The 15,241-nt window shown below is 71.4% G+C and carries 14 protein-coding genes; 5 read left to right on the plus strand and 9 right to left on the minus strand.

Annotation, left to right across the window (positions count from 1 at the left end):
• Window positions 1-41 precede the first annotated feature (41 nt).
• Genes ACZ7IF_RS25510 through ACZ7IF_RS25520 form a run of 3 tightly spaced genes read right to left on the minus strand, consistent with a single transcriptional unit; the run spans window position 42 to window position 697 of the window.
• Window positions 42-293, minus strand: coding sequence for a hypothetical protein (locus ACZ7IF_RS25510; RefSeq protein ID WP_470975461.1), 252 nt, complete (start codon window positions 291-293; stop codon window positions 42-44).
• Window positions 294-339: 46 nt separating this feature from the next.
• Window positions 340-546 carry a hypothetical protein gene (locus tag ACZ7IF_RS25515; protein ID WP_470975464.1) on the minus strand — a complete coding sequence of 69 codons (207 nt, stop codon included), beginning with the start codon at window positions 544-546 and terminating at the stop codon, window positions 340-342.
• On the minus strand, window positions 539-697 hold the full coding sequence (locus tag ACZ7IF_RS25520; RefSeq protein WP_470975467.1) for a hypothetical protein: 159 nt from the start codon (window positions 695-697) through the stop codon (window positions 539-541). The genes ACZ7IF_RS25515 and ACZ7IF_RS25520 overlap by 8 nt, the downstream gene beginning before the upstream one ends.
• Window positions 698-842: 145 nt before the next feature.
• Between ACZ7IF_RS25520 and ACZ7IF_RS25525 the strand changes: the two genes are divergently transcribed.
• Together ACZ7IF_RS25525 and ACZ7IF_RS25530 are read left to right on the plus strand one after the other, a co-directional pair.
• The gene (locus ACZ7IF_RS25525; RefSeq protein WP_470975689.1) at window positions 843-2,204 is read left to right on the plus strand and encodes a tetratricopeptide repeat protein; all 1,362 of its coding nucleotides are present in this window, start codon (window positions 843-845) and stop codon (window positions 2,202-2,204) included.
• Window positions 2,201-3,067, plus strand: coding sequence for a glycosyltransferase family 2 protein (locus ACZ7IF_RS25530; protein WP_470975470.1), 867 nt, complete (start codon window positions 2,201-2,203; stop codon window positions 3,065-3,067). Before ACZ7IF_RS25525 ends, ACZ7IF_RS25530 begins: the two co-directional genes overlap by 4 nt.
• Window positions 3,068-3,573: 506 nt before the next feature.
• On the opposite strand, the gene ACZ7IF_RS25535 is transcribed toward ACZ7IF_RS25530, so the two are convergent.
• Genes ACZ7IF_RS25535 through ACZ7IF_RS25555 form a run of 5 tightly spaced genes read right to left on the minus strand, consistent with a single transcriptional unit; the run spans window position 3,574 to window position 9,448 of the window.
• Window positions 3,574-4,587: a LacI family DNA-binding transcriptional regulator gene (locus ACZ7IF_RS25535; RefSeq protein ID WP_470975473.1), complete on the minus strand. Its 1,014-nt coding sequence runs from the start codon at window positions 4,585-4,587 to the stop codon at window positions 3,574-3,576.
• A complete protein-coding gene (locus tag ACZ7IF_RS25540; RefSeq protein ID WP_470975475.1) occupies window positions 4,575-6,176 on the minus strand; it encodes a glycoside hydrolase family 13 protein in 1,602 nt (533 codons plus the stop codon). Before ACZ7IF_RS25540 ends, ACZ7IF_RS25535 begins: the two co-directional genes overlap by 13 nt.
• A gap of 55 nt (window positions 6,177-6,231) precedes the next feature.
• A complete protein-coding gene (locus ACZ7IF_RS25545) occupies window positions 6,232-7,110 on the minus strand; it encodes a sugar ABC transporter permease (RefSeq protein ID WP_470975478.1) in 879 nt (292 codons plus the stop codon).
• On the minus strand, window positions 7,107-8,165 hold the full coding sequence (locus tag ACZ7IF_RS25550) for a carbohydrate ABC transporter permease (RefSeq protein ID WP_470975481.1): 1,059 nt from the start codon (window positions 8,163-8,165) through the stop codon (window positions 7,107-7,109). The genes ACZ7IF_RS25545 and ACZ7IF_RS25550 overlap by 4 nt, the downstream gene beginning before the upstream one ends.
• An 8-nt stretch (window positions 8,166-8,173) precedes the next feature.
• Complete coding sequence (locus ACZ7IF_RS25555) at window positions 8,174-9,448, minus strand: extracellular solute-binding protein (protein WP_470975484.1); 1,275 nt, start codon at window positions 9,446-9,448, stop codon at window positions 8,174-8,176.
• Between the two features lie 222 nt (window positions 9,449-9,670).
• Between ACZ7IF_RS25555 and ACZ7IF_RS25560 the strand changes: the two genes are divergently transcribed.
• The 3 genes from ACZ7IF_RS25560 (at window position 9,671) to ACZ7IF_RS25570 (ending at window position 13,523) form a co-directional block, all read left to right on the plus strand.
• Complete coding sequence (locus ACZ7IF_RS25560; protein ID WP_470975487.1) at window positions 9,671-11,473, plus strand: glycoside hydrolase family 13 protein; 1,803 nt, start codon at window positions 9,671-9,673, stop codon at window positions 11,471-11,473.
• A gap of 26 nt (window positions 11,474-11,499) precedes the next feature.
• On the plus strand, window positions 11,500-12,531 hold the full coding sequence (locus tag ACZ7IF_RS25565) for a LacI family DNA-binding transcriptional regulator (RefSeq protein ID WP_401243305.1): 1,032 nt from the start codon (window positions 11,500-11,502) through the stop codon (window positions 12,529-12,531).
• 95 nt (window positions 12,532-12,626) lie between these two features.
• Window positions 12,627-13,523: a phosphatase PAP2 family protein gene (locus ACZ7IF_RS25570; RefSeq protein WP_470975490.1), complete on the plus strand. Its 897-nt coding sequence runs from the start codon at window positions 12,627-12,629 to the stop codon at window positions 13,521-13,523.
• A gap of 2 nt (window positions 13,524-13,525) precedes the next feature.
• Here the strand turns inward: ACZ7IF_RS25570 and ACZ7IF_RS25575 are convergent, their stop codons facing one another.
• Window positions 13,526-15,106 (minus strand): amidohydrolase, encoded by a 1,581-nt coding sequence (locus ACZ7IF_RS25575; RefSeq protein ID WP_470975493.1) that lies wholly within the window; start codon window positions 15,104-15,106, stop codon window positions 13,526-13,528.
• Window positions 15,107-15,241 lie beyond the last annotated feature (135 nt).

The raw sequence follows: 15,241 nt of genomic DNA on the forward strand, positions 1-15,241 counted from the left end.
GGCCCGACGGCGACGTCGGCCGCCCCCGCGGCGTTTCCGCCTCACCGCAACGTGAGCTGCTTCCCCCGCTCCCCAGGCGTCCAGCCGTGGTCCAACGCCCGGCGAACCACCGCCGCGACGAGCCCCGGCGCGATCACCGTTCCGTGCTCGACCCACGTCACCATCCGCTGCCCGTCCGCCTCCCCGTGCACGACGACGATGCCCAGCCCGGGCTCGTCATCGGGCGCGACCACCCACCGGTACCTCTCGCCGTCCACGACGGTCGTCCGCGTGCCCTTCTTCGCGATGCCCATGCTGCGCAGGCTCCCACAACGGAATCAGGCACTGGCCGAGAGCCCTTCAGGCCGGCTCCACATTCTCTACGGCGGTGGTGAATTCGCGGCCCGAGGCGTTTCGGACGTAGGCCAGCTCCTTCCAGCGCTCGACGCCGCTCTCCGAAACGTTCTCGTTGATCACGGCCATCAGCTCCCCCTCCACGCCGGACGCGATATCGCGCACCCGGCGGCGCAAGAGCATGTGCGGCACGTACTCGTACTGCTCACTCATCAAATGCTCCCCTGAAGGTGCTGAGGAAGCGCTCCCATCCGGCACGGGCCCGTTCGAGCAGGTCCGTGCCCGGCTCAACCACCAGGGTCGGTTTCGCCAAGGCAGTGTCCACACTGCCGCCGTCGAGCGGGCAGCGATCTGTCTCAGGCATGGGGGCTCCATTCCGAACAGCAGCGGGCCGTCCCCCGCCGCACCTCCTTGTGATGAACAGTGAACTCTCAGGCACGGAACGTGAGTACGGTGAGAGCGTCGGGAAGCCGTTCAAGCCGTTCAAGATCGCTTACTGGGGGCAGGAATTGGCGGATAGCCGCACTCCGAACAGCCAGTTGGCCGCCGTCATCGCCGAGGCCGGAGTCACTTACTTCGCACTGGCCCGAGAAATCCGCACTGTCGCGTCCGAGGCAGGGGAAGCGCTCAGAACCTCGCCGTCCGCCGTCGCCTACTGGGTAGCCGGCGGTACACCGTCCGGTCGGACCCGGTTCCATATCGCCGAGGCTCTCACCAGAAGGATGAAACGGAGGGTAACGGTTGCCGAGATCGGTCTAGGCTGCGCAGACACCGGGGAGGCCCTGAGCGCCGATCCGTTGGCTGTGGCTGCCGACCTCGGGAGATACGTGATGCTCCGTCGCAGAGAATTCTTGAACTCCGCCTTTGCCGCAGCGGCAGTCCGCCTCCCCTTGGCCTACGACCACGAAGCGGTGGCGGTCACCCTCAAAGCAGCCCGGGGCGGCGGCAGAGTCGGGGCGGCAGAAGTTGCGACGGTCCGGCAGCTCACGGAGATGTTCAGGACCGCGGACGACAAGCTCGGCGGTGGCCACGGATTGACCACGGCCACCGCGTACCTGACCGACACGGTGGCCCCGATGCTGAAGGCTCGTTTTCCGTCGACCACGGTGCGCAGGGACGCGTTCGGGGCAGCCGCGCAGCTGGCCTGCCTGGTCGGATGGAAACACCACGACCTGGGCCGTGAAGGCGCGGCCCAGCAGTACTACCTACTCGGCTACCAACTGGCCTGCGAGTCCGACCCGGAGGGGCAGGCTGCCTGGATGATGCGTGCCATGACGCACCAGGGCCTCGACCTCGGCCAAACGGACTCCTGCGTGGAGCTCGCCGAGGAGGCGCTGGGGCGTGCGTCGGGCAAGGTCGACCGGCAGACCGAGGCTTTGCTGCTGGTCACCTGCGCCAGGGCTTACGGTGCGAGCGGAATGGGCACCAGAGCCGCAGCCGCGCTGCTGGCAGCCGAAGAGGCTGTCCAGGACGTACGCGATCCGGTGCCACCGTACTCGGCAGCCTCCGGCCCAGTGGCCGCCACTGTGGCCTCGCACGCGGGCAAGACACTGACTGCGATGAAGGACCACAAGGCGGCCGAGCGGCACTACCGTCAGGCCCTCGCCCGCCGGACACCGGGCACGTACCAGCGCGGGCACGGCCTGACCATGATCAACCTCGGCAAGTCCGTGGCTGCCCAACGGCGCCACGAGGAAGCCATCGGTTTGTGGAACCGCTCTCTGGACTTCATGGACGGCGTGGTGTCCCACCGGAGCAGGCAGGAAATCAACGTGATCCGATCGACCGCGGCCCGGTACCGAAAACGAGGTGTGACCGGGGCCGGAAGACTTGAGCGGCGGGCGGCCGAGCTCCTACGGAGCCGGTCATGACGATCGGCGTTGTCGTATTGACCATGGGCGACCGCCCCGATGAGCTGCGAGCGCTCCTGGATTCCCTGGCTGCCCAGGAAGGCGATCCCCCGGCCGTCGTGGTGCTCGGCCAAGGCGTCAAGCTGCCCACGCTTCCGGCAGGGGTGAACGCGGTCGAGCTGCCGGAGAACCTCGGCATCCCGGGTGGCCGCAACGTCGGGGTACGCGCGCTGCGTGAAGCAGACGCAGCAGACATCGTCGTCGTCCTGGACGACGACGGTCTCCTCCCCCGCACGGACACCCTGCGGCTGGTCCGGGAAGCCTTCGCGGAGAACCCCCGTCTCGGCATCGTGAGCTTCCGGATCGCCGACGAAGCAGGAGTGAGCCAGCGCAGGCACGTCCCCCGCTTGGGTGGAGCGGACCCGTTGAAGTCCGGCCCGGTCACGACGTACCTGGGCGGCGGCCACGCCATCCGCACAAGGGTGTTCGACCAGGTCGGCGACTTTCCGGCGCCCTTCTTCTACGCACACGAGGAAACAGACTTCGCCTGGCGGGCACTGGACGCCGGTTGGGAGATCCACTACCGAGCGGACCTCGTACTGCAACACCCCCGCACTGACGCGTCCCGCCACGCCGTCTACTACCGCAACACGGGCCGCAACCGCGTATGGCTGGCCAAACGCCACCTGCCCGCCGTCCTGGTTCCCGTCTACCTCGCGACCTGGGCGGCATACACCCTGGCACAGAGACCCCCACGCGCCGGACTCGCCGCGTGGTGGGCCGGCTTCTTCGAGGGCGTCCGCCGTCCCTGCCCACCGCGACGGCCCATCCGATGGCGAACGGTGTGGCAGATGACCCGGCTCGGGCGCCCGCCTGTGATCTGACCGGCCACGCGCTGCCGCGCCAGCGCGCTTCCCGGCTGCCCTCCTCGCACCGGTGCGGGTATCAGCCCAAGACGGCCGCTCGACGCCGAGACCTGAGGAGCGCGTAGCGATCTGCTGCGCCTGGATGCTCCGCAGGTCGCTCTGATCGGCATGTGGTGCAGGTAGCCGGGCCCCCAGTGCTGGAGCAGGGATCAAGGCCGCCCGGATGCCCGGCGGGCCAAGCCCGGCCCCTCGCCTCATCGCTGAGAGACCCGTCCCTCCCACCATCGACCGTGCCGTTCTTTTGGGGGCTTCCCGGCAGTCCTTTGTCTTTCCGGGGCGGGACGGTCGGTCAAGGGTCGCCGAAGGCGATCGCGTAGCGACGCGACCGAAGGGAGCGCCCTTGAGGGACCGGCCCGACACGGAAGGACAAAGGACTGCCGGGAAACCCCCAAACCAACCGTGAGACCGCCCCAGGGGAATCCGGCTCCCCGCCCCCCGGCCCGCACCCGGGGAGGCGGGTGGGCCTACCCCCGCGCCATCCCCGTCGACCCCCGCACCACCAGCTCCGGCTGGAAGACGTACTCCGTGCGCTGCACCGGGGTGCCGGCCACCGCCTCCAGCAGGGCCCCCACCGCCGCCGTGGCCATCGCACGGACCGGCTGGCGGACCGTCGTCAGCGGGGGGTCCGTGAAGGCGATGAGCGGGGAGTCGTCGAAGCCGACCACCGAGACGTCCTCCGGGACGCGCAGGCCCCGCTCGCGGGCGGCACGGATGACGCCGAGCGCCATCATGTCGCTGGCGCAGACCACGCCCGTGCAGCCCCGGTCCAGCAGGGCGCCGCCCGCCGCGTGGCCGCCCTCGACGGTGAACAGGGTGCGCTGGACCAGCCCTTCTTCCGCCGCCCCCGGCCGCGCGGCCAGGAACCCCTGCTCCTTGCGCGCCGAGGGGACGTACCGCGTCGGCCCGATGGCGAGCCCGATGCGCCGGTGTCCCAGTTCCTCCAGGTGCCGTACGGCCATGTCGGCGGCAGCGCGGTCGTCCGGGGAGACGAAGGGGGCGCTGATGGCCTCGTTGAAGCCGTTGATCAGCACGAACGGCAGCCCGCGCGCGGACAGCCGCTGGTAGCGCGCGGGGTCGGCCGACGCGTCCGCGTGCAGGCCGGACAGGAAGACGATCCCGGTGACCCCCCGCTCCTCCAGCTGCTCGACCAGCTCGTCTTCCGTCGCCCCGCCCGGGGTCTGGGTGCACAGCACCGGCGTGTACCCCTGCCCGGCCAGCGCCTGCTCTATGACCTGCGCGAACGCCGGAAAAATGGGATTGGTCAGTTCGGGGATCAGCAGCCCCACCAGCCCGTTGCTGCGCCGCTTGAGCCTCACCGGCCGTTCGTAGCCGAGCAGGTCCATGGCGGCCAGCACCCGGTGCCGGGTGCCGGCCGCCACGCCGGCCTTGCCGTTGAGTACGCGGCTGACGGTCGCCTCGCTGACCTGGGCCTGCGAGGCGATGTCCGTCAGCCGCAACGGGGAACTCACCCCTGCCACCACACCGCCGTGTCACCGGGCAGGACGTCCGCGTCCGCCAGCTCGCCGCTCGCCAGCAGCACGGCACCGGATCCGGCACCCATCCCGGGTATCCGTACCGGCTCCCCCGTCGTGTTGGCCGCGCACACGAAGCCGCCCCGGCGGAACATCAGGACGCCCTCCGGGGCCTCCAGCCACTCCACGGCGTCGCCCGCGCCCAGGTCCGGGTGCTCGCGCCGGATCCGCAGGGCGGTGCGGTACAGCTCCAGCGTGGACGCGGGGTCGCCGGTCTGCGCGGCGACGCTCAGCCCCGCCCACTCCGCCGGCTGCGGCAGCCAGCTGCCGCCCGTCCCGAAGCCGTACGGGGCCGCCCCGCCGGACCACGGGATCGGGACGCGGCATCCGTCCCGCAGCCCCTCCTGCCCGTTCTCCTTGAAGAACGAGGGGTCCTGGCGCACCTCGTCCGGGAGGTCGGTCACCTCCGGCAGCCCCAGCTCCTCGCCCTGGTAGACGTACGCCGACCCGGGCAGGGCCAGCATCAGCAGCGCGGCCGCGCGCGCCCGCTCCAGGCTGCCGAAGCGGGTCCGGTGGCGGACCACGTCGTGGTTGGACAGCACCCATGTCGTCGGGGCGCCCACCGGCCGCATGGCGTCCAGCGACTCGTCGATGGTGGCGCGCAGCGCGGCCGCGTCCCAGCCGGTCGTCAGGTAGTGGAAGTTGAACGCCTGGTGCAGCTCGTCGTGGCGTACGTAGAGGGCGGTGCGGTCGACGTTGGGGGCCCAGGCCTCGGCGACGCCGATCCGGTCGCCCGCGTACTCGTCGAGCACGGTCCGCCAGGACCGGTAGATCTCGTGGACGCCGTCCTGGTCGAAGAAGGGCAGCACCTGGTTGCCGAGCAGCTTGAGCTGTTCGTCGCGCCCCAGGTCCGGCAGCCCGGCGGCCTTGACCAGCCCGTGAGCGACGTCGATGCGGAAGCCGTCCACGCCCAGGTCCAGCCAGAACCTGAGCACGGAGCGGAACTCGTCCTGGACCGCGGGGTGTTCCCAGTTGAAGTCGGGCTGCTCGGGGGCGAACAGGTGCAGGTACCACTCCCCGTCCTCCACCCGGGTCCATGCCGGACCGCCGAAGATCGACTCCCAGTCGTTCGGCGGCTCCTCGCCCGTCTCCCCCTTGCCGGGCCGGAAGTGGAAGCGTTCGCGCAGGGTGCTGCCGGGGCCTTCCCGGAGCGCCTGCTTGAACCATTCGTGCTGGTCGGAGCAGTGGTTGGGGACGAGGTCCACGATGATCCGCATGCCCAGCGCGTGCGCTTCGCGGATCACGGCGTCGGCGTCGTGCAGGGTGCCGAACATGGGGTCGATGGCACGGTAGTCGGCGACGTCGTAGCCGGCGTCGGCCTGCGGGGAGGCGTAGAAGGGGCTGAGCCACACGGCGTCGACACCCAGGTCGCGCAGGTAGGGCAGCCGGCTGCGGATGCCTTCGAGGTCCCCCATGCCGTCCCCGTTGGAGTCGGCGAAGCTGCGCGGATAGACCTGGTAGATCACCGCGTCTCTCCACCAGCCGGGCTGGGTCCCGGTCGGGGTGGGGAGTGCGTCGGCGAGGTGCTGGGTCATGGTGTCCTTGAGAGATCGGGCCGGTACCGAAGAACGGAAGACGAACGCCGGGTGGTCAGCCCTTGGTGGCGCCCGCCGTCATGCCGGCGACGAGGTGACGCTGGGCGAAGAGGAAGAAGACCGCCGCCGGGATCGCGATGAGGACGGATGCCGCGCTCATGGCGCCCCAGTTGGAGGTGTACTGCGTGACGAAGGTCTGCAGGCCGCCCGCGAGGGTGAGGTTCTCCTCGCCGACCATGAAGGCGGAGGCGTACGCGACCTCGCCCCAGGCGGTGATGAAGGCGTAGAAGCCGGTCACGGCGAGGCCGGGCTTGGCGAGCGGCAGGATCAGGCGCCAGAAGGTGCCGAAGGGGTTGAGCCCGTCGACGCGGCCGGATTCGTCGATCTCGACCGGGATCGTGTCGAAGAAGCCCTTCATCATCCAGGCGCAGAACGGCACGGCGATGGTGAGGTACGTGATGATCAGGCCGAGCGGCTGGTTGAGCAGCCCGAGCTCTCCCATCAGGTTGTAGAGCGGGACGATCAGGATGGCCATCGGGAACATCTGCGTGATGAGCAGGGTCCACATCAGCGGCTTCATGCCCGGGAACTTGAAGCGGCTGACCGCGTATCCGGTGGTGGCGGCGATGAACACGCCGAGCACGGTGGTGACGCCGGCGACGAGCACCGAGTTCCAGAACCAGCTGAGGAAGTGGCTGTCCTCCAGCAGGTAGGAGTAGTTCGCGAGCGTCGGTTCCTTCACGAAGTCCGAGCTGATCGCGTACTTGGCCGGCTTGAGCGAGGTCAGCAGGATCCACAGCACGGGGAAGACGGCGATGACGGACGCGACGACGAGCGTGGCGTGCAGCCCGAAGGAGGCGAGCGGGGAGCGGCTGCCGCGCGGGCGGACGCCCTTCCCGGCAGCGGTCGTGGTCTCGGTCGTGGTCACGGTCACCACACCTCTCCCTGCTTGCGCAGCGAGCGCCGGTAGACCAGCGCGAAGATCATGAGCAGGCCGAGGATCAGCACGCCCCAGGTCGCCGAGCCGGCGAAGTCGCGCGGGCTCGCGATGAAGGCCTCGCGGAAGGCCTGGGTCACCAGGATCTCGGTGGAGTCGCCGGGGCCGCCCCGCGTCAGCAGGAAGATCACCGGGAACATGTTGAAGGTCCAGATGGTGGAGAGCAGGATCACCGTCATGCTCACGGCGCGCAGTCCCGGCAGGGTGATGTGCCGGAAGCGCTGCCAGGGGCCGGCGCCGTCCATCTCGGCGGCCTCGTAGAGCTCGGCCGGGATGGACTGGAGGCCGCCGAGGAGGGCGACCATCATGAAGGGGATGCCGAGCCAGACGTTGACGGCGATGACGGAGAACTTGGCCCAGGTGGGGTCGTCGAGCCACGGGATCGCGGAGATGCCGCCGCCGTCGAGGACCTTGTTGAGGATGCCGTTGTCGCGGTTGAAGAGGAACCGCCAGGCGAAGACGGAGACGAATCCGGGCACGGCCCAGGGCAGGATGAGCGCCATGCGGTAGGCGGCGCGGCCCCGGAACTGCCGGTTGAGCATGGTGGCCAGGGTGAGCCCGAGGACGAAGGTGACGGAGACGCACGCGACGGTCCACACCACCGTCCACACCAGCCGCTGCCAGAAGACGGGATCGCCGAGGACCGCCGCGTAGTTGTCGAGCCCGACGAACTCGTACGTGGCGTCGATGTGGCGCACGCCGATGGTGCGGGCGACGTTGCGCTCGTTGGCGTTCGTCAACGACAGGTAGACGCCGCGTACGAGCGGCCAGCCCACGATCACGCCGAGGACGAGCACGACCGGGGCGATCATGGCCCAGGCGTACCAGTGCGTGGCGAGGGCGCGGCGGATGCCGCCGCGCGGGCTTGTGCCGCCGCCGGTGCTCCCGGCGCGGTCGCTTCCGGTGGCAGTCGTGCGGCTGGGGCCGCGGGCGGCGAGGGTCTTCTCGCCGTCCGCGGCCTTCGCCACCGACCGGCTGGTGTCAGCAGCCATCGTCCGTACTACTTCCAGCCCTTGAGGATCTTGCGGAACTCGGCGCCGGCCGCCTTGGCCGCGTCCTCGGGGGTCGAGGCGCCGGTGACGGCCTTGGTGTACTCGACCTTCAGCGGCTCGAAGAGGGAGCCGTTCTCCGGGATCCAGGCGCGCTCGACGGCCTTGTCGACGGCCGGCTTGAAGAACTGGACCATCTCGCTGCTCTTGACGTCCGGCTGCTCGTAGGCGGCGGTGCGCGTGGGCAGCAGGCTCAGGTCCTTGGCGGACTGGACCTGGACCTCCTGGGAGGTCATGTACTCGACGAAGGCGTGCGCGGCGGCGGTGTTCTTGGAGCCGGCGTAGACGGCGAGGTCGTGGCCGCCCTGCGGGGCGCCGGCCTTGGCGGAGCCGGCCGGTACGGGGGCGACGCCGAGGTTGGACTTGTCCTTGAACTGGTCGCCCGCGTAGCTGTCGGCGACGGCCCAGGGGCCGTTGATCATCATCGCGACCTCCCCGGACTTGAAGGCGGTCTGCATGTTGGTCCAGCCGTCGGTGGCGTTGGTGACCGCCGCGCCGGAGGCGACCAGGTCGCGGGCGGCCTTGAAGCCCTTGACGCCGGCCGCGTTGTCGACGGTGACCGTCTTGGTCTTGGCGTCGACGAGGTCGCCGCCCTCGCCGTAGATGAAGGGCAGGAACCAGTACGAGTCGTCGCCGCGCAGGTAGAGGCCGGCCTTGCCGCTCTTGGCCTTGATGGCGGCGGCGGCGGTCTTCAGCTCCTCCAGCGTCTTGGGCGGCTGGACGCCGGCGTCGGCGAGCATCTTCTTGTTGTAGAAGAGGCCGAGGGTGTCGATGACCTGCGGGACCGCGAAGGTCTTGCCCTCGAACTTGCCGCTGGCCGCGGCCTGCGGCAGGAACTCGGCGTCGATCTTCTTCGCGGTGTCGGCCGGGACCTCGTCGAGGTAGCCGAGCGAGGCGAAGTCGGCGACCCAGCCGACGTCGGCGCGGATCACGTCGGGCGCGTCGGCGCCGCTGCTGAAGGCGTTCTTGACCTTGTTCTGGGCGTCGCCGTAGGGCACGTTGACGTACTTGACGGTCACCTTCGGGTGCTTCGCGGTGAACGCCTCGGCGATCTTCTGGAAGCTCGCCTTCTCGGCGTCGTTCGAGGTGTCCCACCAGGTGACGGTGCCGGACAGCTCGCCGCCGGCCTTCGTCTCGCCACCGTCGTCCTTGGTGTCACCGCCGCAAGCCGTCGCCGCGAGCGCCAGGGTCGCGACCAGCGCGGTGGCCGCTATGCCACGCCGCATATGAACTCCTTCGATGATCCCGGCCGCGCCCTCGCGGTCCCGAGTTGCGAGGAACGTAACAAGCCTGAAAGCCGACGGAAAGACCTTGCGGCAATTTTCTGCAAGCGGAGGCGATCGTTACATCCGTGTGTCCCTACGGTTGCCGCAGCTTGCTGTTAGTTCGAGTCCGCTTCGATTGCGCAGGCCCGCAACCACGGGGCGTGTACGCGCGTTGACTGCGGTATGAACCACGAGTTGACGGCCGTCCCGCTTGCAAGAGCTTCCAGCAACGCTTTCAACGACGCTTCCGGCGACCCGGCCGCGAGCGGCGGCTGGTGGCGAGATGCCGTCATCTACCAGGTGTACGTCCGCTCCTTCGCGGACAGCGACGGCGACGGCGTCGGGGACCTGCGCGGGGTGCGCGAGCGGCTGCCGCACCTGGCCCGGCTCGGGGTGGACGCCGTGTGGCTGACCCCCTTCTACGTGTCCCCGCAGGCGGACGGCGGCTACGACGTCGCCGACTACCGGGCCGTCGACCCGCTCTTCGGCGACCTCGCCGACGCCGACGACCTGGTCCGGGCCGCGCACGCGCTCGGCCTGCGGGTGATCGTGGACGTGGTGCCGAACCACACCTCCGAGGCCCACCCCTGGTTCCGGGACGCCCTCGCGGACGTACCCGGCGCCCGTGAGCGGTACCTCTTCCGCCCGGGGCGCGGCGCGGCCGGGGAGCTGCCGCCGAACGACTGGGAGTCCGTGTTCGGCGGCCCGGCCTGGACCCGGGTACCGGACGGCGACTGGTACCTGCACCTCTTCGCCCCCGAGCAGCCCGACCTGGACTGGGAGCACCCCGAGGTCGCGGAGGAGTTCGCGTCGGTGCTGCGCTTCTGGCTCGACCTGGGCGTCGACGGCTTCCGGGTGGACGTGGCCCACGGCATGGTCAAGGCCCCGGGCCTGCCCGACATCGGGCGGGGCGCGCAGGCCACCCTGATCGGCACCGAGCCGCTCCCCTTCTTCGACCAGGACGGGGTGCACGCCATCCACCGCTCCTGGCGGCGGCTGCTCGACTCGTACGGGGACGGGCGGATCGGGGTCGCGGAGGCCTGGGCGCCGACCTCGGAGCGGCTCGCGCTGTACGTAAGGCCCGACGAGCTGCACCAGGCCTTCAACTTCCGGTTCCTGAACTGCCCCTGGGACCCGGCGGCGATGCGGACCGTGATCGACGAGTCCCTGGCCGCCACCGCCTCCGTGGGCGCCCCGACCACCTGGGTGCTGTCCAACCACGACGTCGTACGGCACGTCACGCGGTACGGGGGCGGGGCGCGGGGCCTGGCCCGGGCGCGGGCGGCGGCGCTGCTGATGCTGGCGCTGCCCGGGTCCGCGTACGTCTACCAGGGCGAGGAGCTCGGCCTGCCGGAGGTCACCGACCTCCCGGACGGGGCCCGCCAGGACCCGGCGTTCCGCCGCGGGCTGCGGGGCGCCGGGGCGGGGGCCGCTCCCGGGGAGACCGGGGCGGTTGCCGGGGCCGGGGAGACCGGGGAGGCGAGGGAGGCCGGGGCGGAGGCCGAGGGGCAGGACGGGTTGCGCGACGGGTGCCGCGTACCGCTCCCCTGGTCCGGCGAGGAAGCCCCGTACGGCTTCGGCCCCGGCGGCAGCTGGCTGCCGCAGCCCGCCGGCTGGGCGGGGCTGAGCGTCGCCGCGCAGACCGGCGACCCGCACTCCACGCTGGAGCTGTACCGCGCCGCCCTGGAGCTGCGCCGGGCCATGCCGGGCCTGGGCGCGCCCGAGTCCGGGCAGGGCGGATGCCGCGAGGAGTGGCCCGGGGCGGGGGCGGGACCCGCGGTGTTCGCGCGGGGGATGCGCTGGCGGCCCGCGCCCGACGGGGTCCTCCTCTTCACCCGTCCCGGCTTCGCCTGCACCCTCAACACCCGGCCCACCGCCGTGGAGCTCCCCTCCCCGGGCCGGCCGGTGCTCTCCAGCGCCCCGGTGGAGACCGACGGCCGCACGGTCCGGCTTCCCCCCGATTCGTGCACGTGGTGGGCTTTGTGAGCCGGCTACCGGTACAGTCCAATCCCGTGACCGCACGGCTAGCCGACATCGCAGCCCAGGCGGGGGTCAGCGAAGCCACAGTCAGCCGCGTGCTCAACGGCAAGCCCGGCGTGGCCGCGGGCACCCGTGAGTCCGTGCTGGCCGCGCTCGACGTGCTCGGCTACGAGCGGCCCGTACGGCTGCGGCAGCGCAGCGCGGGGCTCGTCGGACTGATAACCCCCGAGCTGGACAACCCCATCTTCCCGGCGCTCGCGCAGGTCATCGGGCAGGCGCTGACCCGGCAGGGGTACACGCCGGTGCTGGCGACGCAGACGCCCGGCGGGTCCACCGAGGACGAGCTGACCGAGATGCTGGTGGACCGGGGGGTCTCCGGGATCATCTTCGTCTCGGGGCTGCACGCCGACACCACCGCCGACATGGGCCGCTACGACCAACTCCGCGCCCAGGGCGTCCCGTACGTCCTGATCAACGGTTTCTCCGACAAGGTGCGGGCCCCCTTCGTCTCCCCCGACGACCGGGCCGCGATGCAGCTCGCCGTGACCCACCTGACGGCGCTGGGGCACACCCGGATCGGCCTCGCGGTCGGCCCGAAGCGGTTCGTGCCGGTGCTCCGCAAGATCGAGGGCTTCCGGGTCGCGATGCGGGAGCGGCTCGGGCTCGGCGAGGCCGAGGTGGAGGAGCTGATCCAGCACTCCCTGTACACCCTGGAGGGCGGTCAGGCCGCCGCGGCCGCGCTCGTCGGGCGGGGCTGCACGGCGGTGGTGTGCGCGAGCGACATGATGGCGCTCGGCGCGATCCGGGCCGCCCGGCAGCAGGGGCTGCGGGTGCCGCAGGACGTGTCGGTGGTCGGCTTCGACGACTCCCCGCTCATAGCGTTCACCGATCCGCCGCTGACCACCATCCGGCAGCCGGTGCAGGCCATGGGGCAGGCGGCGGTGCGGACCCTGCTGGAGGAGATCGGCGGTACGCCGGCCCCCCACAGCGAGTTCGTCTTCCTGCCCGAGCTGGTGGTCCGCGGCTCGACCGCTTCCGGGCCGGCGCAGCGGCGTACCCCCTAGGGGTCAGGGGCTAGTCCCCTGGGCTGAGGCGGGGGGTCGAAGACCGTCCCGAGGGATGATCGGAGGCGGGAGCGCATCTGGCAGACTCTCTGCCCATGGGTGAAGCGAGCGTGAAGACACTGGAAACTCCCCCAGCCACCGCTGGGGGCGCCCCCAGGACGGACCTCTCGTCATCCACCGTGACGGAGCCGGACGGCGCGCTCCTGACCCGGCTGCGGGTCCCGCGGCGGCCGCGGATCTGGTTCGAGATCCTGCTGATCGCCGTCAGCTACTGGACGTACTCCCTGATCCGCAACGCCGTGCCCGAGCAGAAGGCGGCCGCGCTCGCGAACGCCGACTGGATCTGGTCCGTGGAGCGCGGACTCGGCATCGCCGTGGAGCAGTCCGTCAACCACGCCGTGAACTCGGTGACGTGGCTGGTCGTCGGCATGAACTACTACTACGCGACGCTGCACTTCATCGTGACGATCGGCGTGCTGGTGTGGATCTACCGTTTCCATCCCGGGCGTTACGCCGCCACCCGCCTCGTCCTCTTCGCCACCACGGGCGTCGCCCTGGTCGGCTACTACCTCTACCCGCTCGCGCCGCCCCGGCTGATGAACGGGCAGAGCTTCATCGACACCGTGCTGGTGCACCACACCTGGGGTTCCATGGCCTCGGGGAACCTCAAGCACATGTCGAACCAGTACGCGGCGATGCCCTCCATGCACATAGGGTGGTCGCTCTGGTGCGGGCTGACGATCTTCGCGGTGGCCTCCGCGCCGTGGGCGCGGATCCTGGGGCTGCTGTACCCGGCGGCGACCCTGGTCGTGATCGTGGCCACCGCCAACCACTTCTGGCTCGACGCCGTCGGCGGCGTGCTCTGCCTGGCCTTCGGGTACACCGTGTCCCGCGCCTGGTACGGATCGCTGCCGCACCGGCTGCCGCGCCGGCCGGTGCACACCGGTCCGCACCCGGCGTCGGAACTGCTGAACCGCTTCCGCCGGGCCTAGGCCTAGAGCCCGTTGTGGGTGATCCGGCCGCCTGACACGGTCAGGCGTACGGGGGCCTGCGCGAGCTCGTCGGGGGCGGCGGTGACCGGGTCGAGGGCGAGGGCCGTCAGGTCGGCGCGGTAGCCCGGGGCGATGCGGCCCGCGACGGCCTGTTCGCCCGCCGCGAGCGCCGCGTGGGAGGTCATGCCCTCCAGTGCCATCAGCCCGGTCAGGGCCCGGCCTCCGGATGCGGCGCCACGGGGTCGCAGGGCGGTGGCGAGGACCTGGCGGGCGTCGTGGTGGGCGATGGGCCAGTCGGAGCCGAGGGCGAGGACCGCGCCGGCGTCGCGCAGGTCCCGGCAGCGCCAGGCGCGGCCGGCCCGTTCCCCGCCGAGCCGCCTGGACCACTCGTCGGTGTGGTCGGCGCGGGTGTACGCGGTGTGCGGGGGCTGCATGGAGGCGATCACCCCGAGCTCGGCGAACCGCTTCAGCTGGTCGTCGGGGACGGTCTCGATGTGCTCGATCCGGTGCCGCATGCGGGCGCTCTCGCCGAGTGCCGCGACCGTGTCCAGGACGTGCCGGACGGCCGCGTCGCCGATGGCGTGGGTGGCGGTGCGGACTCCGGCCGCGTCGAGGAAGCGTACGGCCCGCGCGTAGGCGTGCGGGTCGGGCCAGAAGGCCTCGGTGCCCTGGCCGTGGCAGTCGGCGTGGTCCAGCCAGGCGGTGCCGCCCTCGACGGTGCCGTCCATGAAGAACTTGACGCCGCCGACCTGCCAGTGGCGTCCGTGCACGCCCTGGAGCCCGACCAGCCCGGCCAGTGCCTCCTCGTCGGCCCCGGGCATGCACCAGGGGGCGAGGCGCAGCCGCAGCGGCAGGTCCGTCTCGTACTCCACGGTGGCGAGGAGGGCGGGTACGTCCCCGTCGCCGAGGTCCATGACGTGGGCGCCGGTGAGCCCGGTGGCGGCCATGGCGTCGAGCAGGGCGAGCAGGCGGGCGCGGCGCTCGGCGGGGGCGGGCTTGGGGGCGAGGGCGCCGGCCAGGGACATCGCGGCGTGCTCGACGAGGTGCCCGGTGGGGCGGCCGTCGCCGTCGCAGACGATCTCGGAGCGCTGGTCGAAGGCTCGGGGGCCGGTGATGCCGGCGGCCGCCAGGGCCGGGCCGGTGGCGAGGGCGGAGTGGCCGTCGTAGAGGCGCAGGAAGGCGAGGGTGCCGTCGAGGACGTCCTCGACGAGGTCCCGGTCGACGGGGCGGCCGCCGAAGGCGTTGTGGTCGAGGCCGAAGCCGAGGACCCAGCCGCCGGTGCGGTCGGCGGTCCGCAGGGCGGCGCGCAGCTGGTCGAGGTCCCGGACGTGCGAGAGGTCGGTTCCGGTGGCCGTCTCGACGCCCCAGACGGGGTGGCTGTGGGCGTCGGTGAGGCCGGGGGTGAGGGTGGCTCCGCCGAGGTCGAGGACCTGGGTGGCGGGGCCGAGCCAGTCGCGCACGTCGGCAGCGTCGCCGACGGCCGCGATCTCGCCGCCGCGTAGGGCGACCGCGCCGGCTTCGGGGCGGGCGGGGTCGAGGGTGCGGACGCGGGCTCCGGTGAGGACGGTGTCAGCAGCGGGCACGGCGGCGGTTCTCCTTCTGGGCTCGGGAGGCCATCATGTCGCGCCGGCGCCGGCGGTGGCAGGCGTGCGTTCACATCCATTCATTGCAATGACTTTGAGGCCCGGCCTTGCATTCAGATCAGATGCATTGCAACG

It is taken from the genome of Streptomyces sp. NPDC037421 (genome assembly GCF_055602105.1).